This window comes from Pseudomonas campi (assembly GCF_013200955.2).
GTDB lineage: Bacteria > Pseudomonadota > Gammaproteobacteria > Pseudomonadales > Pseudomonadaceae > Aquipseudomonas > Aquipseudomonas campi.
Genome location: NZ_CP053697.2, coordinates 3,547,867 through 3,568,060 on the forward strand (window position 1 = coordinate 3,547,867; position 20,194 = coordinate 3,568,060).

Consider the following 20,194-nt stretch of genomic DNA (forward strand, 5'->3'; position numbering starts at 1 on the left):
CCACGCCCATGCGGGATAATCCCCGCCTTGGCGTGGAGATCCCCATGAAACTTCTATGCGCCCCGCATGAGCTGGCCGAAGGCCAGAGCCGGGGCTTTTCGATTGATGGACTGGCATTGCTGGCGGTACGCCGCGACGGCCGCGTCTATGTCTATCGCAACCGCTGCCCGCACCGCGGCCTGAACCTGGAATGGCGCGCCGACGATTTTCTCGACGCCAGCGGCAGCCTGCTCCAGTGCGCCCACCACGGCGCGCTATTCCTTATAGAAAGTGGCGAATGCCTGACCGGGCCCTGTGCGGGGCAGGCGTTGCAGGCGGTGGAGTGCCGGGAAGACCACGACGGTATCTGGATCAAGCCGTAGGGTGGAAAACCGCGCAGCGTTTTCCACCAGCCCACCCGCCACCCTGGTGGATGAGCAGAGCGTCATCCACCCTACAAAAGCACGTCCAGCGGTGTAGCCCGGATGCAATCCGGGAGCGCTTCCAGCCCCGGATTGCATCCGGGCTACAACAGCACTTCCAGACGGCGCACCAGGCGCATGCCCTGTGGAGTGATCTCCGCACCATAGGCCAGCACCTCGACACCCGCCGCCCTGGCTTCGCGCAGGCCCGCCGCATAGGCCGGGTCGATTTCCGCCGCCGCGCGCACCGCCTCGATCCCCGTCAGGTTCACACAATACAGCTGCACCGCCCTCACGCCCTGGCGCGCCAGGTTCGCCAGCTCGCGCAGGTGCTTGGCGCCGCGCTCGGTACGGGCATCGGGGAAGGCCGCCACGGCCGTATCGGGGAAGCCCAGGGTCACGCTCTTCACCTCGACCCAGGCCGGACCATTGGCGTAATCGAGACGAAAATCCGCCCGGCTGTTCTCCTCGCCAAAACGCACCTCGCGCTTGAGCCCGGTGAAGCCGGCCAGCTCGCCGATCACCCCGCCCCGCAGGGCTTCCTCGACTAGGGCATTGGCCCGCGCGGTGTTGATGCAGGCCAGGCGCCCCTGCGGTGTCTCGCCCAGCTCCCAGGTGCCCGGCAGCTTGCGCTTGGGGTCGTTGGAGCGGCTGAACCAGACCCGGCAACCCTCGCTCATGCAGTTGAGCATCGAGCCGGTATTGGGACAGTGGATGGTCAGCTGCTCACCGCTGGCGGTCTCGATATCGGCGAGGAAACGCTTGTAGCGGCGCAGCAGGCGGCCTTCTTCCAGCGGCGGATCAAACTGCATCGGGGCGCCAGGTCTTCAGGCCACGGGCGATCCGCTCGACCGCCTGTTGCAGGCGCTCGATGGTCTGCGTGTAGGCGAAGCGCACATGGTGCCCGGCCTGGTGACGACCGAAGTCCAGGCCCGGGGTGAAGGCCACGTGCTCGGTTTCGATGAAATGCTGGCAGAAGGCGTAGGCATCGCCGCCGAAGGCGGAAATGTCGGCATACAGATAGAAGGCCCCTTCCGGCTCTACCGCAATCTTGAAGCCCAGCTCGCGCAGGGCCGGCAGCAAGTAGTCGCGGCGGCGCTGGAACTCGTGCCGCCGCTCCTCGAAGATCGCCAGGGTGGCCGGCTCGAAGCAGGCCAGCGCAGCATGCTGGGCCATCGAGGGCGCGCTGATATAGAGGTTCTGCGCCAGTTTCTCCAGCTCGCTCACCGCGTTCGCCGGCGCCACCAGCCAACCCAGGCGCCAGCCGGTCATGCCGTAATACTTGGAGAAGCTGTTGAGGACGAAGGCCTCGTCATCCACGGCCAGCACGCTGCTCGCGTCGCAACCGTAGGTCAGACCGTGGTAGATCTCGTCGACCACCAGATGGCCGCCACGTTCTTTCAACGAGGACGACAGGGCGGCCAGTTCGTCCTGGTGCAGCAGGGTGCCGGTCGGGTTGGCCGGCGAGGCGACCAGGGCGCCGACGCTATCCTGATCCCAGTGCCGCTCGACCAGCTGCGGAGTCAGCTGGTAACGGCTGTCGGGGCCGACCGGCACCAGCTGCGCGGCGCCTTCGACCAGGCGCAGGAAGTGGCGGTTGCACGGGTAGCCGGGGTCGGCCAGCAGCCAGTGCTTGCCCGGATCGACCAGCAGGCTGGTGACCAGCAGCAAGGCGCCGGAACCACCGGGGGTGATCAGGATGCGTGCGGGGTCGACACTCAGGCCATAGCGACTGGCATAGAAGCCGGCAATCGCCTCGCGCAGCGGCGGAATACCGCGCGCCGCGGTGTAGCGGGTATGCCCATTGGCCAGCGCGGCCTGGCCGGCGGCAACGATGGGCGCGGCGGTGGTGAAGTCCGGCTCGCCGATCTCCAGATGGATCACATCATGGCCGGCCGCCTGCAGCTCGTTGGCGCGGGCCAGCAGGGCCATGACGTGGAACGGTTCGATGGCGCGACTGCGCGCACTGAAGGGCTGGGCCATTGGCCTTCCTTTAATTGAACAAAGGGGGGATTCTAACTAACTGCCCGACCAGGCTGTAGCAACATGGACAACCGGGAGTAGCATCGCCCGAATTGATCTGGTAAGTTCGCCCGCTTGCAGCCGCAGGCCCGGCCCTGCCGGTAAAGGAACAGATCCTGCGCCAATGGATCAGAGAGAGTGAGAGGCGGCCATCCATGCCCACCAAAGCAAAACCAAGCAGTAGCCAGCTGGCCCGTGGTTTCGAGCCCTATAAAGAGAAAAAGGGCGAGGAATACATGAGCGACCCGATGCGCGCTCACTTCACCGGCATCCTCAACAAGTGGAAGCTGGAGCTGATGCAGGAAGTGGATCGCACCGTGCACCACATGCAGGACGAAGCTGCCAACTTCCCGGACCCGGCCGACCGCGCCAGCCAGGAAGAAGAGTTCAGCCTGGAACTGCGCGCCCGTGACCGCGAGCGCAAGCTGATCAAGAAGATCGACGAAACCCTGCAGCTGATCGAAGACAACGAATACGGCTGGTGTGATTCCTGCGGCGTCGAGATCGGCATCCGCCGCCTCGAAGCCCGCCCGACTGCGACCCTGTGCATCGACTGCAAGACGCTGGCGGAAATCAAGGAAAAACAGATCGGTTCCTGATCCCGCACGGGGCGCGCAAGCGCCCCGTTTCGTTTCTGCCTGTCGATAGTTCCTGCCTGCCGATAACTGCACTGGCCTCTGCCGCCTGCTGCGGATAGCCTGTTCGCCATGACTTCTCCCGCCTACATCGGCCGTTTCGCCCCCACGCCCAGTGGCTACCTGCATTTCGGTTCACTGGTCGCCGCCCTCGCCTCCTACCTCGATGCCCGCAGCGTCGGCGGACAATGGCTGCTGCGCATGGAAGACCTCGACCCGCCGCGCGAGGAACCTGGCGCCCAGGACGCCATCCTGCGCACCCTGGAAACCTACGGCTTCGAATGGGACGGCCCGCTGGTGCGCCAGAGCGAGCGTCATGACGCATACGCCGCACTGCTCGAACGCCTGTTCAGCCAGGGCCTGGCCTACGCCTGCACCTGCTCGCGCAAGCAGCTGGAAGCCTACGGCGGCATCTATCCCGGCCTGTGCCGCAATGCCGGGCATGCCAGTGAGGATGCGGCGATCCGTCTGCGCGTGCCGGAACTGGCATACCACTTCTGCGACCGCGTGCAGGGCGAGTTCCGCCAGCACCTGGGCCATGAGGTCGGCGATTTCGTCATCCGCCGCCGCGACGGCCTGTATGCCTATCAACTGGCCGTGGTGCTGGATGACGCCTGGCAAGGCATCACCGATATCGTGCGCGGCGCCGACCTGCTCGACTCCACGCCGCGCCAGCTGTACCTGCAGGAACTGCTTGGCCTGCGCCAGCCGCGCTACCTGCACGTGCCACTGATCATCCAGCCGGACGGCCACAAGCTGGGCAAGAGCTACCGTTCGCCACCACTGCCCGCCGACCAGGCCCCGGCCCTGCTGCTACGCGCCCTGCGCACCCTCGGCCAGCAACCGCCAGGCGAGCTGGCCGGTGCCAGTGCCCGTGAACTGCTGGCCTGGGGCAGCGCCAACTGGGACGCCACGCGCATCCCGCGCAGCCCGACCCTGGCCGAAGCCCAGCTACGCTAGGGTCTGTTGACGCTGCGGCGCACGCCGCAACGTCAACAGACCCTAAAGCACAGGCGCAGTGCTGCCGCCTGTCGACCTAATCCGTTACCATCGGCGCACTTTCGACACGAGACCCGGCATGTACATCTACCGATTGGTCCTGCTCCTGGTGGTGGGGATCTACCTGTTTTCCCCGGCCATCATGGACTGGTGGATTGACCCCAATGGCGCCTGGTATCGGCCCTACCTGCTGTGGCTGATCCTGATCGTGGTGACCTTTATTCTGCAGAGTCAGCGTGATGCCGATGAACTTTGAGCTGTATCGGAGAGATCCCGGTGCCCGCCCTTTATCTTCACTCGCTGAGCCAGCGTGATGCCGATGAACTCTGAGCCGTGTCGGAGAAATCCCGGTGACCGCCCTTTATCTTCACTCGCTGAGCCAACGAGATGCCGATGAACTCTGAGCCGTGCCGGAGAAATCCCGGTGACCGCCCTTTATCTTCACTCGCTGAGCCAACGAGATGCTGACGAGCTTTGACCTGAGTCAGCTGATCCTGATCAGCGCCACCTATCTACTGCTGCTGTTCGGCGTGGCCTGGATCAGCGAGAAGGGCCTGATCCCGCGCTGGATCATCCGCCACCCGCTGACCTACACCCTGTCGCTGGGCGTGTATGCCAGCGCCTGGGCCTTCTACGGCACGGTCGGCCTGGCCTACCAGTACGGCTTCGGCTTCCTCGCCAGCTACCTGGGCATCACCGGCGCCTTCCTGCTTGCCCCGGTGCTGCTCTACCCGATCCTGCGCATCACCCGCACCTACCAGCTGTCCTCGCTGGCCGACCTGTTCGCCTTTCGTTTCCGCAGCAGCTGGGCCGGCGCGCTGACCACCCTGTTCATGCTGATCGGCGTACTGCCGCTGTTGGCCCTGCAGATCCAGGCGGTGGCCGACTCGATCGGCATCCTCACCCGCGAGCCGCTGCAGAACCGCTTTGCCCTGGGCTTCTGCGCCCTGATCACGCTGTTCACCATCCTCTTCGGCGCCCGCCATATCGCCACCCGCGAGAAGCACGAGGGCCTGGTGTTCGCCATCGCCTTCGAGTCGGTGGTCAAGCTGCTGGCCCTCGGCGGCATCGGCCTGTATGCGCTTTACGGGGTGTTTGGCGGGCCCGGCGAGCTGGAGCTGTGGCTGCTGCAGAACCAGGCCTCGCTCACCGCCCTGCACACGCCGCTGCAGGAAGGTCCGTGGCGCACCCTGCTGCTGGTGTTCTTCGCCTCGGCCATCGTCATGCCGCACATGTACCACATGACCTTCACCGAGAACCTCAACCCGCGCGCCATCGTCAGCGCCAGCTGGGGCCTGCCGCTGTTCCTCCTGCTGATGAGCCTGTCGGTGCCGCTGATCCTCTGGGCCGGCCTCAAGCTGGGCGCCACCACCAACCCGGAATACTTCACCCTCGGCCTGGGTATCGCGGTGAACAGCCCGACCCTGGCCCTGGTCGCCTATATCGGCGGGCTGTCGGCCTCCAGCGGGCTGATCATCGTCACCACCCTGGCGCTGTCCGGCATGGCCCTCAACCACCTGGTGCTGCCGCTGTACCAGCCGCCGGCCGAGGGCAACATCTACCGTTGGCTGAAGTGGACGCGGCGCGCGCTGATCATCGCCATCATCATGGCCGCCTACGGTTTCTACCTGCTGCTCGGCGCCGAGCAGGACCTGGCCAACCTGGGCATCGTCGCCTTCGTCGCCACCCTGCAGTTCCTCCCGGGCGCGCTGTCGGTGCTGTACTGGCCGACCGCCAACCGCCGCGGCTTCATCGCCGGCCTGCTGACCGGGGCGCTGGTCTGGGCGGTAAGCATGCTGCTGCCGCTGGTGAGCAACCTGCAGGGCATGCAGCTGCCGCTGTTCAATGTCATCTACACCCTCGACGACACCAGCTGGCACCTGGCAGCCATCGGCTCGCTGGCGGCCAACGTGCTGGTGTTCACCCTGATCTCGCTGTTCACCGAAGCCAGCCCCGAGGAAAAAAGCGCGGCCGAAGCCTGCACCGTGGACAACGTGCGGCGCCCCCAACGGCGTGAGCTGCTGGCCACCTCGCCACAGGACTTCGCCGCCCAGCTGGCCAAGCCGCTTGGCGCGAAGACCGCGCAGAAGGAAATCGAGCAGGCCCTGCGTGATCTGCATCTGCCGTTCGACGAGCGTCGCCCCTACGCCCTGCGCCGCCTGCGCGACCGCATCGAGGCCAACCTCTCCGGCCTGATGGGCCCCAGCGTGGCGCAGGACATCGTCGAGACCTTCCTGCCGTACAAGAGCGGCAGCGAAGGCTATGTCAGCGAAGACATCCACTTCATCGAGAGCCGCCTGGAGGATTACCAGTCGCGCCTCACCGGCCTGGCCGCCGAGCTGGACGCCCTGCGTCGTTTCCACCGGCAGACCCTGCAGGAACTGCCGATGGGCGTCTGCTCGCTGGCCAAGGACCAGGAGATCCTCATGTGGAACCGCGCCCTCGAGGACCTCACGGAGATCCCCGCCCTGCGCGTGGTCGGCTCGCGCCTCGAGGCTCTCGACGAACCCTGGCAAAGCATGCTGAGCAGCTTCATCCAGCAGGACGACGAACACCTGCATAAACAGCAACTGACCCTGGACGGCGAAGAGCGCTGGATCAACCTGCACAAGGCGGCCATCGACGAGCCGCTGGCGCCGGGCAACAGCGGCCTGGTGCTGCTGATCGAAGACGTCACCGAGACCCGCGTGCTGGAAGACCAACTGGTGCACTCCGAGCGCCTGGCCAGCATCGGCCGCCTGGCCGCCGGAGTGGCCCACGAGATCGGCAACCCGGTCACCGGCATCGCCTGCCTGGCGCAGAACCTGCGCGAGGAGCGCGAGGACGACGATGAGGTCGCCGAACTCAGCTCGCAGATCATCGACCAGACCAAGCGCATCTCGCGCATCGTCCAGTCGCTGATGAACTTCGCCCATGCCGGCGCCCAGCAACGCGCCGAGTACCCGGTCAGTCTGGCGGCCGTGGCGCAGGATGCAATCAGCCTTTTGTCGCTCAATCGCAACGCCACCGACGTGCAGTTCTTCAACCTCTGCGACCCCGATCACCTGGCCAAGGGCGATCCACAACGCCTGGCCCAAGTGCTGATCAATCTGCTGTCCAACGCCCGCGATGCCTCACTGACCGGCGGCGCCATTCGGGTCAGCAGCGAGGCCAGCGAGCAGAGCGTGTTGCTGATTGTCGAAGACGAGGGCAGCGGCATTCCCAAGGCGATCATGGATCGCCTGTTCGAGCCGTTCTTCACCACCAAGGATCCGGGCAAGGGCACCGGGCTGGGTCTTGCACTGGTCTATTCCATCGTGGAAGAGCATTATGGGCAGATCACCATCGACAGCCCGGCCAACCCCGAACGCCAACTCGGAACCCGTTTCCGCGTGACGCTGCCGCGCTATATCGAAGCGACGTCCGTAGCGACCTAAGCAGTGAACTATGAGCCTGTTCCAGGCTGTACGAGCCAGAGCAAGACAGGCTGCAGACCCTGAACAGATTCGAGACCGTCGAGAGAGAATCAATGCCTCACATCCTCATCGTCGAAGACGAAACCATCATCCGCTCGGCGCTGCGCCGCCTGCTGGAACGCAACCAGTATCAGGTCAGCGAAGCCGGATCGGTGCAGGAGGCCCAGGAGCGCTACAGCATCCCCGGCTTCGACCTGATCGTCAGCGACCTGCGCCTGCCCGGCGCGCCCGGCACCGAGCTGATCAAGCTGGCCGAAGGCACCCCGGTGCTGATCATGACCAGCTACGCCAGCCTGCGCTCGGCGGTGGACTCGATGAAGATGGGCGCGGTCGACTACATCGCCAAGCCCTTCGACCACGACGAAATGCTCCAGGCCGTGGCGCGCATCCTGCGCGATCACCAGGAGGCGCGCAGCAAGCCAGCGGAAAGCCCGAGCAAGAATGCCGGCAAGCCGGCCGCCAACGCGGATGGTGATATCGGCATCATCGGCTCCTGCGCCGTCATGCAGGATCTCTACGGCAAGATTCGCAAGGTCGCGCCAACCGATTCCAACGTACTGATCCAGGGCGAGTCCGGCACCGGCAAGGAGCTGGTTGCGCGCGCCCTGCACAATCTGTCGCGACGCGCCAAGGCGCCACTGATTTCGGTCAACTGCGCGGCGATTCCGGAAACCCTGATCGAGTCGGAACTGTTCGGCCACGAGAAAGGCGCCTTCACCGGGGCCAGCGCCGGCCGCGCCGGCCTGGTCGAAGCGGCCGACGGCGGCACCCTGTTCCTCGACGAAATCGGCGAGCTGCCGCTGGAAGCTCAAGCGCGCCTGCTGCGCGTGCTGCAGGAAGGCGAGATCCGCCGGGTCGGCTCGGTACAGTCACAGAAGGTCGACGTGCGCCTGATCGCCGCCACCCACCGCGACCTGAAGACCTTGGCCAAGATCGGCCAGTTCCGCGAAGACCTCTATTACCGCCTGCATGTCATCGCCCTCAAGCTGCCGCCGCTGCGCGAGCGCGGCGCCGACGTCAACGAGATCGCCAAGGCCTTCCTGCTGCGCCAGTGCACGCGCATGGGGCGCGAAGACCTGCGCTTTGCCAGCGACGCCGAACAGGCGATCCGTCACTACCCCTGGCCGGGCAACGTGCGTGAACTGGAAAACGCCATCGAGCGGGCGGTGATCCTCTGCGAGAGCGCGGAGATATCCGCCGAGCTGTTGGGCATCGATATCGAGCTGGATGATCTGGCAGACGCTTACTTCAACGAACCGGGCAGCAGCGGCTCCGCCAGCAGCAACCACGAACCGACCGAAGACCTGTCCCTGGAAGACTACTTCCAGCACTTCGTCCTCGAGCACCAGGACCACATGACCGAGACCGAACTGGCCCGCAAGCTCGGCATCAGCCGCAAGTGCCTGTGGGAACGCCGCCAGCGCCTGGGCATCCCGCGGCGCAAATCGGGAGCCGCGACCGGCTCCTGAAGCGTTACCTGCGGCGACCGGCTACAGGGACAAAGGTTCCGCCGGTTGTTACCCACACAAACATCGCGTAACAAAAGCCGGGTTCATCGGTAACGAGAACCCGGCTTTTTTTGTGCACAAAGCCAGACAGCAAATCACTAAGTTACTGATATATAAGGATTTGCAAAAACTGGCACGGCTTCTGCTTTATCTCTGGCACAACAACAATAACAAACCAGAAACACCACAATAAAAATAAGACAGAACGACTCCAGCACAACAAAAACAACAAGGCGGAGGCGCAGCTAACTGATCATTTTGGAGAGGATTTGCCCTTGGGGTTCGCCCCACAGCCAGACTGAGAACAATAAAACTGCCTTGAGGCAGCACCTGAACTGGTTGGATCAAGGATTGATCAAGGCAATATCAGCATCCAAAGTAATCCGTTTGCTCCTGGTACCCCAGTTGGGCTACCAAAAACGGGCCAACCAACAAAAACAACAGGCCCGCAATAATAACAAAAACAAAGCACGCACCTACTTGGGGGGGAGCCTCGGCTCCCCCAGTAGCTTTACCCTCCCCGGCTCGCCATTTAATTCACCATCCCCCTCCCCAATGCTAGAATCCGCGCCAGCCGTGCGTTCTAATGCATTTTTCAGCCCGTCGCTTTACGTCTCATCTTTTCACGCAGACGCTTTACGACGCCCTGAAACGACCGTCTTCTTCATTACACAGTGCTCCCCATGCTGAAAAAGCTGTTCAAGTCCTTCCGCTTGCCCCTGAAGCGCAAAGCCCATCCACGCAGTACCCCCGAGGTTCTGAGCAACCGCCAGCACGCCTTGCAACGGGCGAAGTTCAGCCGCAATGCGGTGAACGTGGTGGAGCGCCTGCAGCATGCTGGCTACCAGGCCTACCTGGTCGGCGGTTGTGTACGCGACTTGCTGCTCGGCCTGCAGCCCAAGGACTTTGACGTCGCCACCAGCGCCACCCCAGAGCAGGTTCGCGCCGAGTTCCGCAACGCCCGGGTGATCGGCCGCCGCTTCAAGCTGGCGCACGTACACTTCGGCCGCGAGATCATCGAAGTCGCTACCTTCCGCGCCAACCACCCCCAGGGTGACGACGAGGAAGACAGCCACCTGTCTTCGCGCAACGAGAGCGGACGGATCCTGCGTGACAACGTCTATGGCAGCCTGGAGGACGACGCCCAGCGCCGCGACTTCACCATCAACGCCCTGTATTTCGACGTCACCGGCGAGCGCATCCTCGATTACGCCCACGGCGTACATGACATCCGCAACCGCCTGATCCGCCTGATTGGCGACCCCGAGCAGCGCTACCTGGAAGACCCGGTGCGCATGCTGCGCGCCGTGCGCTTCGCCGCCAAGCTCGACTTCGATATCGAGAAGCACAGCGCCGCACCGATTCGCCAGCTGGCCTCGAAACTGCGCGACATCCCTTCGGCACGCCTGTTCGACGAAGTGCTCAAGCTGTTCCTTGCCGGTTACGCCGAGCACACCTTCGATCTGCTGGTCGAGTACGACCTGTTCGCTCCGCTGTTCCCGGCCAGTGCCGCTGCGCTCAAGCGCAACCCGGACTACACCGGCACGCTGATCCGCCAGGCCCTGGCCAATACCGACGAGCGCATCGCCCAGGGCAAGCCAGTCACTCCGGCCTTCCTGTTTGCCGCCCTGCTCTGGCCGGCCCTGCCGGCCCGCGTGCTGCACCTACAGGAGCGCGGCATGCCGCCGATTCCGGCGATGCAGGAAGCCGCTCACGACCTGATCACCGAGCAGTGCCAGCGCATCGCCATTCCCAAGCGCTTCACCCTGCCGATCCGCGAGATCTGGGACATGCAGGAGCGTCTGCCGCGACGCAGCGGCAAGCGTGCCGACCTGCTGCTGGAGAACCCACGCTTCCGCGCCGGTTACGACTTCCTGCTGCTGCGCGAAGATGCCGGGGAAGAAACCGGTGGCCTGGGCGACTGGTGGACCGACTATCAGGATGCCACTGACAGCGAACGGCGCAGCATGATCCGCGACCTCGCCAATCGCCAGGAAGAAGCCGGTGACGGCCCAGCCAAAAAGCGCCGCCGTGGCGGACGCAACAAGCGCCGCGGCCCAAGCACCGACGCGCCTGCTGGCGACTAAGGTGGAACGGGTCTACCTCGGGCTCGGCAGCAACCTCGCCGAGCCACTGCAGCAACTGCACGCCGCCCTGGCAGCCATCGCCCGCTTGCCGGGCAGCCAGTTGGCGGCGGTCTCCTCCTTCTATGCCAGCGACCCACTGGGTCCGCCCGACCAGCCGCGCTACGTGAATGCCGTGGCCGCGCTGGATACCGGCCTGACGCCGCTGGAGCTGCTCGACGCCCTGCAAGCCATCGAACTGAACCAGGGCCGCGTGCGCAAGGACGAACGCTGGGGCCCGCGCACCCTCGACCTCGACATCCTGCTGTTCGGCCAACGTCGCCTCGCCGAAGAGCGTCTGACCGTGCCGCATTACCACATGCACGCGCGCGCCTTCGTGCTCTATCCGCTGGCAGAAATCGCCGCCGACCTGCAGCTGCCCGATGGCCGCCACCTGCGCGACTTGCTGGCGGCCTGCCCCTACACGGGCCTAGAGCGGCTAGCCGCGCCACAGGTAACGCCGTAACACGGCGGTAACACCCCACGATTGACTTCACGCACCCCCATCGGGACTATAGGCGTCCCGTTGCCCTGAGGCGGTGCAGAACCGCTGCTTATCAGGCCGTGAACCCGCGCCACAAGCGCCCCGTTTCACCCGGCCTGCTGATGAGGAATCGTTGATGCCTGATACAACCGTAAGCACCCTGCTGGGCCTCAAGCAGAAGGGCGAGAAGATCGCCATGCTGACCGCCTACGATGCCACCTTCGCCCAGGCAGCCTGCCAGGCCGGCGTGGACGTGCTGCTGGTCGGCGACTCCCTCGGCATGGTTCTGCAGGGCCATGACAGCACCCTGCCGGTCAGTGTCGCCGACATGGCCTACCACACCGCCGCCGTCAAACGCGGCAACCAGGGCGCGCTGATTCTCAGTGATCTGCCGTTCATGGCCTACGCCACGCTGGAACAGACCTTCGCCAGCTGCGCCGCCCTGATGCAGGCCGGTGCGCATATGGTCAAGCTGGAAGGCGCGGCCTGGCTGGCCGAGCCGATCCGTCAGCTGGCCGAACGTGGCGTACCGGTGTGCGCCCACCTGGGCCTCACCCCGCAGGCGGTCAACGTGTTCGGCGGTTACAAGGTGCAGGGCCGCGGTGACGCCGCCGCGCGCCAGTTGCGTGCCGACGCCATGGCCCTGGAGCAGGCCGGTGCCGCCATGGTCCTGCTCGAGTGCGTGCCCAGCGAACTGGCCGCCGAGATCAGTCAGTCCCTGAAGATCCCGGTGATCGGCATCGGCGCAGGCGCGGCCACCGACGGCCAGGTCCTGGTGCTGCACGACATGCTCGGCCTGTCCCTGACCGGTCGCGCACCGAAGTTCGTGAAGAACTTCATGGCCGGCCAGGCAACCATCCAGGCCGCCCTCGCCGCCTACGTACAGGCCGTGAAAGACGTCAGCTTCCCCGCCGAGGAACACGGATTCTCCGCATGAACACCGTCAAGACCGTACTCGAACTGCGCGCCGCCGTGGCGCGCGCGCGTGGCGAAGGCAAGCGCATCGCCTTCGTCCCGACCATGGGCAACCTGCACGAGGGCCATATCGCCCTGGTGGAGAAGGCCGGCCAGCGCGCCGACTTCGTGGTCGCCAGCATCTTCGTCAACCCGCTGCAGTTCGGCCCCAACGAAGACCTGGCCAAGTACCCGCGCACCCTGCTCGCCGACCAGGAAAAACTGGTCGCCGCCGGCTGCCACCTGCTGTTCCACCCGGATGTCGAAGAGATGTACCCCAACGGCATGGACGGCCAGACCCTGGTCAGCGTGCGCGGGGTTTCCGAAGGCCTGTGTGGCGGCAGTCGCCCCGGCCACTTCGATGGCGTGGCCACCGTGGTGACCAAGCTGTTCAACATGGTCCAGCCGGATCTGGCGATCTTCGGCGAGAAGGACTTCCAGCAGCTGGCGGTGATCCGCACCCTGGTGCGCGACCTCAACATGCCGATCCAGATCATGGGCGAAGCGACCGTACGCGCCACCGATGGCCTGGCCCTGTCGTCGCGCAATGGCTATCTGAACGAACAGCAGCGCGCCAGCGCACCCGCTCTGTACCGCACCCTGAACCAGCTCGCGGACGCCATCCGCGGCGGCCGGCGCGACTTCGCCCAGCTGGAAAGTGAAGGCAAAGCCGCCCTCAGCGATGCGGGCTTTCGCCCCGATTACCTGGAAATCCGTGAAGCCGGCAGCCTGCGCCCAGCCAGCACCACGGACAGCCAGCTGGTCATTCTCGGCGCGGCGTTCATGGGCGCTACACGGCTGATCGACAACCTGGCTTTCGAGCTCTGAAGCCAGGCGATCTGTGACCTTGAACACTGTCCGGGGTTCGGGCAAACTCTGCCGCCGCCCGAGGTACTGACGAGGAAATTGCCATGCACGCCATCATGCTCAAGGCCAAACTGCACCGCGCCATCGTCACCCATGCGGTGCTCGACTACGAAGGCTCCTGCGCCATCGACGGCGAATGGCTGGACCTCTCCGGCATCCGCGAATACGAGCAGATCCAGCTGTACAACGTGGACAACGGCGAACGCTTCACCACCTACGCCATCCGCGGCGAAGAAGGTTCGAAGATCATCTCGGTCAACGGTGCCGCCGCGCACAAGGCCGGCGTCGGCCACCGCCTGATCATCTGCGCCTACGCCCACTACAACGAGGCCGAGCTGGCCAACTTCCAGCCGCGCGTTCTCTATATGGGCGCCGATGGCGAGTTGAGCCACACCAGCAACGCGATTCCCGTACAGGTCGCCTGATCGCGAGCCGTACCGCTACACTGCAAGCCCGGAACCTTCCGGGCTTTTTTACAGGCCATTGAAAACGTTGGCGAGGCAGCCGAGGCTAGGCGAGAACGACCGAAAAAGCGCAGTTTACGAGCTGTAAATGAGCATTTTGAGGTCGCTCTCAACGACGAATCGGCAACGCAGATAGTTTTCAATGGTCTGTAAATGCTCGACAGCACACCGGCCGCATAACAAGGAAACAGCTGCCCATGGCGTATCACCAGCACCCGCTCGACGTCACCACCCTGCCCGCCTGGCAGGCCCTGCGCCAGCACCGCGAGGACATGCAGCAGTTCAGCATGCGCGATGCCTTCGCCGGCGACGCCAAGCGTTTCGAGCGCTTTTCCATGAGCACCTGCGGCCTGTTCCTTGACTACTCGAAGAACCTGATCAGCCCGCAGACCCGCGACCTGCTGGTCAACCTGGCCAGGGAAGCCGGTCTCGAACAGGCCATCGAGGGGCTGTTCAACGGTGAACAGCTGAACGCCTCAGAAGGCCGCCCAGCCCTGCACACCGCCCTGCGCCGGCCGATCGGCGACTGCGTCAAGGTCGACGGGGTCAACGTCATGCCCGACGTGCACCGCGTGCTGCACCAGATGACCGATATCGTCGGGCGCATCCACAGCAACATGTGGCGCGGCTACAGCGATAAGAGCATCACCGACGTGGTCAATATCGGCATTGGCGGCTCCTTCCTGGGCCCGCAGCTGGTCTCCGAAGCGCTGCTGCCGTTCACCCAACATGGGGTGCGCTGCCACTACCTGGCCAATATCGACGGCAGCGAGTTCCATGAGCTGACTGCCAAACTGAACGCCGAAACCACCCTGTTCATCGTTTCCAGCAAGTCCTTCAGCACCCTGGAAACCCTGAAGAATGCCCAGGCCGCGCGCACCTGGTATCTGGCCCGTGGCGGTACCGAGGAAAAGCTCTATCGCCACTTCATCGCTGTCACCAGCAACAAGGAAGCAGCGATCGCCTTCGGCATCCGCGAGAAGAACATTTTCCCGATGTGGGACTGGGTCGGCGGGCGCTACTCGCTGTGGTCGGCCATCGGCCTGCCAATCGCCCTGGCCATCGGCATGTCCAACTTCAAGGAGCTGCTGTCCGGTGCCCACAGCATGGACACGCATTTCCGTACCACCAGCTTCGACAAGAACATGCCGGTACTGCTGGCCCTGCTCGGCGTCTGGTACGGCAACTTCTGGGGCGCGCAGAGCCACGCGATCCTGCCGTACGACCATTACCTGCGCAACATCACCAAACACCTGCAACAGCTGGACATGGAGTCCAACGGCAAGCGCGTGCGCCAGGACGGCAGCCCGGTCAGCACCGACACCGGCCCGGTGATCTGGGGCGGCGTCGGCTGCAACGGCCAGCATGCCTACCACCAGTTGCTGCACCAGGGCACCCAGCTGATTCCGGCCGACTTCATCGTGCCGGTGGTCAGCTACAACCCGGTGGCCGATCACCACCAGTGGCTGTATGCCAACTGCCTGTCGCAGAGCCAGGCGCTGATGCTCGGTAAATGCCGCAACGAGGCCGAGGCCGAGCTGCGCGCCAACGGCCTGAGCGAAGACGAAGTGCAACGCCTGGCGCCGCACAAGGTGATCCCGGGCAACCGCCCGAGCAACACCCTGGTGCTGGAACGCATCAGCCCGCGGCGCCTCGGCGCGCTGGTGGCGATGTATGAGCACAAGGTGTTCGTGCAGAGCGTGATCTGGGGCATCAACGCCTTCGATCAGTGGGGTGTGGAGCTGGGCAAAGACCTTGGCAAGGGCGTCTATCAGCGTCTTACCGCCTGGGACGCCGCACCGGCCGATGACGCCTCGACCCAGGGCCTGATCGAGTTCTTCCGCGGTCGTCACCGCGGTTGATCCCCGCAAGCCCGGCCCTGCGCCGGGCTTGTGCATTCTGTAGCCCGGATGCAATCCGGGATCGGGGCCGCCTGCTTCCCGGATTGCATCCGGGCTACGTCAGCACAGCGGTGAAGGAAAGCCACCCGGCACTTGAACCCGGCAAGGGCCTGGGTGCACCCTAGCGGGCATCGCGGCCAAACAAAAGCAAGGACCCCGCCATGTTCGAGATCAGCCTCCACCCGGTCAAGGATGACGTGCGCCAGCGCGCCCACCTGGATAACGACGCCTATCTGCGTCTCTACCGCCAGTCCATCGAGCAACCCGATGCCTTCTGGGGCGAACAGGCCAGGCAGCTCCTCGACTGGTCCAAGCCCTGGGACCAGGTGCACAGCAGTGACCTGAGCCAGGGCCAGGCCGAATGGTTCAAGGGCGGCCAGCTCAACGTGGCGCACAACTGCATCGATCGCCACCTGGCCGAGCGCGGCGAACAGATCGCCATCATCTGGGAAGGCGACAACCCCAGCGAATCGGCCCACATCACCTACAACAAGCTGCACAGCCATGTCAGCCGCCTGGCCAATGTGCTCAAGCAGCGCGGGGTGAAGAAAGGCGACCGGGTGTGCATCTACATGCCGATGATCCCCGAGGCGGCCTACGCCATGCTCGCTTGCACGCGCATCGGCGCAGTGCACTCGGTGGTGTTCGGTGGTTTTTCCCCGGACGCCCTGCGTGACCGCATCCTCGATGCCGACTGCCGCACCGTGATCACCGCCGACGAAGGCGTGCGCGGCGGCAAGTACGTCCCGCTCAAGGCCAACGTCGACAAAGCCCTGCAGAGCTGCCCGGCCGTCAGCACCGTGGTGGTGGTCGAACGCACCCAGGGCGAGGTGGCGTGGGTTGAAGGCCGCGACCTCTGGTACCACGAGGCGCTGCGTGAAGTGTCCGGCGACTGCCCGGCCGAGCCGATGGACGCCGAAGACCCGCTGTTTATCCTCTACACCTCAGGCAGCACCGGCAAACCCAAGGGTGTGCTGCACAGCACCGGCGGCTACCTGCTCGGCGCGGCGATGACCCACAAGTACGTGTTCGACTACCACGAAGGCGATATCTACTGGTGCACCGCCGACGTCGGCTGGGTCACCGGCCACAGCTACATCGTCTACGGCCCGCTGGCCAACGGCGCCACCACTCTGATGTTCGAGGGCGTGCCGAACTACCCGGACGCCTCGCGCTTCTGGCGGGTGATCGACAAGCATCAGGTCAATATCTTCTACACCGCACCGACCGCCCTGCGCGCGCTGATGCGCGAAGGCGAAGACCCGGTCAAGCAGACTGACCGCTCGAGCCTGCGCCTGCTCGGCTCGGTCGGTGAACCGATCAACCCGGAAGCCTGGGAGTGGTACTACCACGTGGTCGGCGAATGCCGCTGTCCGATCGTCGACACCTGGTGGCAGACCGAGACTGGCAGCATCCTGATCACTCCGCTGCCCGGCGCTACGGATCTGAAGCCCGGCTCGGCAACCCGCCCGTTCTTCGGCGTGCAACCGGTGCTGCTGGACGACCAGGGCCTGGAGATCGACGGCCCGGGCGCCGGCGTACTGGCGATCAAGGCCAGCTGGCCGAGCCAGATCCGCAGCGTCTACGGCGATCACCAGCGCATGATCGACACCTACTTCAAGCCCTATCCCGGCTACTACTTCACCGGCGACGGCGCGCGCCGCGACGAGGACGGCTACTACTGGATCACCGGACGGGTGGACGACGTGATCAACGTCTCCGGCCACCGTATCGGCACCGCCGAAGTGGAAAGCGCCCTGGTCCTGCACGACGCCATCGCCGAGGCCGCCGTGGTCGGCTACCCGCACGACATCAAGGGCCAGGGCATCTATGCCTTCGTCACCCCGGTGATCGGCGCGCAGCTCAACGACGCGCTCAAGGCCGAACTGCTCGCGCTGGTCAGCAAGGAGATCGGCAGCTTCGCCAAGCCGGAGCTGATCCAGTGGGCGCCGGGCCTGCCGAAGACCCGCTCGGGCAAGATCATGCGGCGCATCCTGCGCAAGATCGCCTGCAACGAGCTGGACAACATGGGCGACACCTCGACCCTGGCCGACCCCAGTGTGGTCGACGGCCTGATCGACAAGCGCCTGAACCGCTGAAACGCAGCGGCCCCTGCCGTAATGGAGGGGCCGCGACAAGGAAGTACGCTGTTGGAACTGATTCGCCGCTCTATCGAAAGCCAGGTACTCAGCCTCACCGGCCTGGCCCTGGGCCAGATCGACTTCGAGCAACCCCCTGGCGATCCCGGCCTGTTTGGCCCCGACTCGGCGTGCTGGAAAGTGCATGGCGACTTCACCAGCATGATGATCGGCGGCATCAGTGCCCTGCTCCTGCAAGCCCTGCACCCCCTGGCCCTGGCCGGGGTGTGGGACCACTCGAATTTTCGCGATGATCTGCTCGGGCGCCTGCGCCGCACCGGCCAGTTCATCTCCGGCACCACCTACGGCAGCCGGCGCGATGCCGACTGGCTGATCGACAAGGTGCGCACCATCCACCTGCAGGTGGTCGGCACCGCGCCGGATGGCCGCGCCTATGCCGCCAGCGACCCACAGCTGCTGACCTGGGTGCATGTGGCCGAAGTCTCCTGCTTTCTCAAGGCTCACCTGCGCTACCGCGACCCGCTGCTGAGCGTCACCGAGCAGGATCGCTACTACGCCGAAGTGGCCAGCATCGCCGAGCGCCTCGGCGCCGCAGACGTGCCGCACTCCTGCGCCGAGGTCGAGCAGTACCTGGCCGCCATCCGCCCGCAGCTGCTGTGCGATGAGCGCTCGCGGGAAATCCTGCGCATCCTGCAGGCCGCCCCGGCGCCCAGCGCGATTGCCGCGCCCATGGGCAAGCTGATGCTGCAGGCCGGTTACGACCTGCTCCCGGACTGGGCCCAACAGCAGTTCGGCCGCTCCTTCGGCCCCTGGCGCAGCCGCCTGATCCGGATAGCCGTCGGCCGGGTCGCGCGCCTGCTGCGCTGGGCTGTGCGCGGCGCCGCCGTGCACCGCGCGCATAAGCGTCTGGGCCTGGCCATTCGCCGTTGAGAACCTGTTTACGATTTTCTGGACTAGAGCCAGGCAAGGCGAAAACAGTCGAGGAAGCGGAGTTTACGAGCTGTAAATGAGCATTCCGAGACTGTTTTCAACGCCGTATGGCCGACGGACAGGAGATCGTAAACAGGTTCTGAGCCGCCCGCCGCCGGAGTCGGACTGGTAAACTGCCCGCCCCTTATTTCGAGACGCCGCGCATGTCCTCTATCAATCAGGCGCTGCGCGCCGCTCTCGCCCAGCGCCAGGACCTGCTCGGTGAACTGCACGAGCAGGGCACTGACTGCTACCGCCTGTTCCACGGCAGCCAGGAAGGCGCCCCCGGCCTCACCGCTGACCGTTACGGCCCACAGCTGCTGGTGCAGAGTTTCCACCAAACGCTCGAGCGCGATGCCCTGCTCGACCTGCATGCAACCATCCAGCAGCAGCTCGGCCAGGAGCTGCAGCTGGTTTACAACGACCGCTCGCAAGGCAATTCGCGCATCGACCGCAGCGACCCGGTGTACCAGGCCGAACCTGCCGCCCTGGAAGATCAGATCGGTCACGAGTGGGGCCTCAACTACCGCGTGCGCGGCCGCCATCCGGGGCAGGACCCGCTGCTGTTCCTCGACCTGCGCAACGCCCGCGGCTGGGTCAAGGCGCACAGCGCCGGCAAGTCGGTACTCAACCTGTTCGCCTACACCTGTGGCGTCGGCCTGTGCGCCGCGGCGGGCGGTGCCAGCGAGGTGGTCAACCTCGACTTCGCCGAAGGCAACCTGGCGGTCGGCCGCGAGAATGGCCTGCTCAACCCGCAACTGCCACCCATGCAGTTCATCCAGTCCGACTACTTCCCGGCCATCCGCCAACTGGCCGGCCTGCCGATCAGTGCGCGGCGCGGGCACAAGCTGCCGCACTATCCGCGCCTGGCGCAGCGTCAATTCGACCTGGTGCTGCTCGACCCGCCGGCCTGGGCCAAGAGCGCCTTCGGCACCGTCGACCTGCAGCGCGACTACCAGAGCCTGCTCAAGCCGGCGATCCTCGCCACGGCAGCCAACGGTACGCTGATCTGCTGCAACAACCTGGCGCGCGTGGCCATGGACGACTGGCGCGAGCAGGTGCTGCGCTGTGCGGAGAAGCTCGGCCGGCCGGTACGCGACTGGCAGGTGCTGCCGCCGGCGGCGGACTTCCCCTCGCACGATGGCCAGCCACCGCTGAAGACCCTGATCCTGCATTTCTGAGTTGCTAGGGTCTGCTCCCGTTTCGTTCGCGAACCGCGTTGCTGCGCAAAATCGCGCCAGACTAGGCGCGGGACGCAGGCAATGGTCATTCCCTTGCCAAGTCCCGCAACGACGCATGGCGCGATTTTGCGC

General features: G+C 65.1%; 17 protein-coding genes. 15 read left to right on the forward strand and 2 right to left on the reverse strand.

What is annotated here, in order from left to right:
- The first annotated feature begins 44 nt into the window (after nucleotides 1–44).
- Nucleotides 45–362 (forward strand): Rieske (2Fe-2S) protein, encoded by a 318-nt coding sequence (locus HNE05_RS16465; RefSeq protein WP_173209337.1) that lies wholly within the window; start codon nucleotides 45–47, stop codon nucleotides 360–362.
- A gap of 143 nt (nucleotides 363–505) precedes the next feature.
- On the opposite strand, the gene sfsA is transcribed toward HNE05_RS16465, so the two are convergent.
- Both sfsA and HNE05_RS16475 read right to left on the reverse strand, forming a co-directional pair.
- Nucleotides 506–1,213: a DNA/RNA nuclease SfsA gene (sfsA, locus tag HNE05_RS16470; RefSeq protein WP_173209339.1), complete on the reverse strand. Its 708-nt coding sequence runs from the start codon at nucleotides 1,211–1,213 to the stop codon at nucleotides 506–508.
- Nucleotides 1,203–2,384, reverse strand: coding sequence for a pyridoxal phosphate-dependent aminotransferase (locus tag HNE05_RS16475; protein WP_173209341.1), 1,182 nt, complete (start codon nucleotides 2,382–2,384; stop codon nucleotides 1,203–1,205). Before HNE05_RS16475 ends, sfsA begins: the two co-directional genes overlap by 11 nt.
- Nucleotides 2,385–2,578: 194 nt before the next feature.
- Here HNE05_RS16475 and dksA point away from each other — a divergent pair, with 194 nt between their 5' ends.
- The 14 genes from dksA (at nucleotide 2,579) to HNE05_RS16545 (ending at nucleotide 20,062) form a co-directional block, all read left to right on the forward strand.
- The gene (gene dksA, locus HNE05_RS16480; protein ID WP_173209343.1) at nucleotides 2,579–3,022 is read left to right on the forward strand and encodes an RNA polymerase-binding protein DksA; all 444 of its coding nucleotides are present in this window, start codon (nucleotides 2,579–2,581) and stop codon (nucleotides 3,020–3,022) included.
- Nucleotides 3,023–3,130: 108 nt separating this feature from the next.
- Nucleotides 3,131–4,018 carry a tRNA glutamyl-Q(34) synthetase GluQRS gene (gene gluQRS / locus HNE05_RS16485; protein ID WP_173209345.1) on the forward strand — a complete coding sequence of 296 codons (888 nt, stop codon included), beginning with the start codon at nucleotides 3,131–3,133 and terminating at the stop codon, nucleotides 4,016–4,018.
- A gap of 118 nt (nucleotides 4,019–4,136) precedes the next feature.
- Nucleotides 4,137–4,313, forward strand: a complete 177-nt coding sequence (locus HNE05_RS16490) for a hypothetical protein (protein ID WP_003095129.1) — start codon at nucleotides 4,137–4,139, stop codon at nucleotides 4,311–4,313.
- Between the two features lie 205 nt (nucleotides 4,314–4,518).
- On the forward strand, nucleotides 4,519–7,473 hold the full coding sequence (locus HNE05_RS16495; protein WP_173209347.1) for a sensor histidine kinase: 2,955 nt from the start codon (nucleotides 4,519–4,521) through the stop codon (nucleotides 7,471–7,473).
- Between the two features lie 92 nt (nucleotides 7,474–7,565).
- Nucleotides 7,566–8,981, forward strand: coding sequence for a sigma-54-dependent transcriptional regulator (locus HNE05_RS16500; protein ID WP_173209349.1), 1,416 nt, complete (start codon nucleotides 7,566–7,568; stop codon nucleotides 8,979–8,981).
- Between the two features lie 722 nt (nucleotides 8,982–9,703).
- Nucleotides 9,704–11,107, forward strand: a complete 1,404-nt coding sequence (locus HNE05_RS16505) for a polynucleotide adenylyltransferase PcnB (protein ID WP_173209352.1) — start codon at nucleotides 9,704–9,706, stop codon at nucleotides 11,105–11,107.
- Nucleotide 11,108: 1 nt separating this feature from the next.
- Nucleotides 11,109–11,609 carry a 2-amino-4-hydroxy-6-hydroxymethyldihydropteridine diphosphokinase gene (gene folK, locus HNE05_RS16510; RefSeq protein WP_173209353.1) on the forward strand — a complete coding sequence of 167 codons (501 nt, stop codon included), beginning with the start codon at nucleotides 11,109–11,111 and terminating at the stop codon, nucleotides 11,607–11,609.
- A gap of 154 nt (nucleotides 11,610–11,763) precedes the next feature.
- On the forward strand, nucleotides 11,764–12,564 hold the full coding sequence (gene panB / locus HNE05_RS16515) for a 3-methyl-2-oxobutanoate hydroxymethyltransferase (protein WP_173209355.1): 801 nt from the start codon (nucleotides 11,764–11,766) through the stop codon (nucleotides 12,562–12,564).
- Nucleotides 12,561–13,409, forward strand: a complete 849-nt coding sequence (gene panC, locus HNE05_RS16520) for a pantoate--beta-alanine ligase (protein ID WP_173209357.1) — start codon at nucleotides 12,561–12,563, stop codon at nucleotides 13,407–13,409. The genes panB and panC overlap by 4 nt, the downstream gene beginning before the upstream one ends.
- An 83-nt stretch (nucleotides 13,410–13,492) precedes the next feature.
- Entirely contained in the window at nucleotides 13,493–13,873 is a 381-nt protein-coding gene (panD, locus tag HNE05_RS16525) for an aspartate 1-decarboxylase (RefSeq protein ID WP_173209359.1), read from the forward strand.
- Nucleotides 13,874–14,109: 236 nt separating this feature from the next.
- Nucleotides 14,110–15,774, forward strand: a complete 1,665-nt coding sequence (gene pgi, locus HNE05_RS16530; protein ID WP_173209361.1) for a glucose-6-phosphate isomerase — start codon at nucleotides 14,110–14,112, stop codon at nucleotides 15,772–15,774.
- A gap of 200 nt (nucleotides 15,775–15,974) precedes the next feature.
- Entirely contained in the window at nucleotides 15,975–17,912 is a 1,938-nt protein-coding gene (gene acs / locus HNE05_RS16535; RefSeq protein WP_173209363.1) for an acetate--CoA ligase, read from the forward strand.
- Between the two features lie 51 nt (nucleotides 17,913–17,963).
- Complete coding sequence (locus HNE05_RS16540; protein ID WP_173209365.1) at nucleotides 17,964–18,842, forward strand: oxygenase MpaB family protein; 879 nt, start codon at nucleotides 17,964–17,966, stop codon at nucleotides 18,840–18,842.
- A 203-nt stretch (nucleotides 18,843–19,045) separates the two neighbouring features.
- Complete coding sequence (locus HNE05_RS16545) at nucleotides 19,046–20,062, forward strand: class I SAM-dependent rRNA methyltransferase (RefSeq protein WP_173209367.1); 1,017 nt, start codon at nucleotides 19,046–19,048, stop codon at nucleotides 20,060–20,062.
- Nucleotides 20,063–20,194: the final 132 nt, after the last annotated feature.

Bases quoted from the DNA above. Each gene is read 5' to 3' on its own strand.
- HNE05_RS16465 (WP_173209337.1), top strand. From the start codon at position 45: ATGAAACTTCTATGCGCCCCGCATGAGCTGGCCGAAGGCCAGAGCCGG.
- dksA (WP_173209343.1), top strand. From the start codon at position 2,579: ATGCCCACCAAAGCAAAACCAAGCAGTAGCCAGCTGGCCCGTGGTTTC.
- sfsA (WP_173209339.1), bottom strand. From the start codon at position 1,213: ATGCAGTTTGATCCGCCGCTGGAAGAAGGCCGCCTGCTGCGCCGCTAC.
- panD (WP_173209359.1), top strand. From the start codon at position 13,493: ATGCACGCCATCATGCTCAAGGCCAAACTGCACCGCGCCATCGTCACC.
- gluQRS (WP_173209345.1), top strand. From the start codon at position 3,131: ATGACTTCTCCCGCCTACATCGGCCGTTTCGCCCCCACGCCCAGTGGC.
- panB (WP_173209355.1), top strand. From the start codon at position 11,764: ATGCCTGATACAACCGTAAGCACCCTGCTGGGCCTCAAGCAGAAGGGC.
- HNE05_RS16545 (WP_173209367.1), top strand. From the start codon at position 19,046: ATGTCCTCTATCAATCAGGCGCTGCGCGCCGCTCTCGCCCAGCGCCAG.
- HNE05_RS16495 (WP_173209347.1), top strand. From the start codon at position 4,519: ATGCTGACGAGCTTTGACCTGAGTCAGCTGATCCTGATCAGCGCCACC.
- HNE05_RS16500 (WP_173209349.1), top strand. From the start codon at position 7,566: ATGCCTCACATCCTCATCGTCGAAGACGAAACCATCATCCGCTCGGCG.
- HNE05_RS16490 (WP_003095129.1), top strand. From the start codon at position 4,137: ATGTACATCTACCGATTGGTCCTGCTCCTGGTGGTGGGGATCTACCTG.
- HNE05_RS16475 (WP_173209341.1), bottom strand. From the start codon at position 2,384: ATGGCCCAGCCCTTCAGTGCGCGCAGTCGCGCCATCGAACCGTTCCAC.
- acs (WP_173209363.1), top strand. From the start codon at position 15,975: ATGTTCGAGATCAGCCTCCACCCGGTCAAGGATGACGTGCGCCAGCGC.
- panC (WP_173209357.1), top strand. From the start codon at position 12,561: ATGAACACCGTCAAGACCGTACTCGAACTGCGCGCCGCCGTGGCGCGC.
- pgi (WP_173209361.1), top strand. From the start codon at position 14,110: ATGGCGTATCACCAGCACCCGCTCGACGTCACCACCCTGCCCGCCTGG.
- HNE05_RS16505 (WP_173209352.1), top strand. From the start codon at position 9,704: ATGCTGAAAAAGCTGTTCAAGTCCTTCCGCTTGCCCCTGAAGCGCAAA.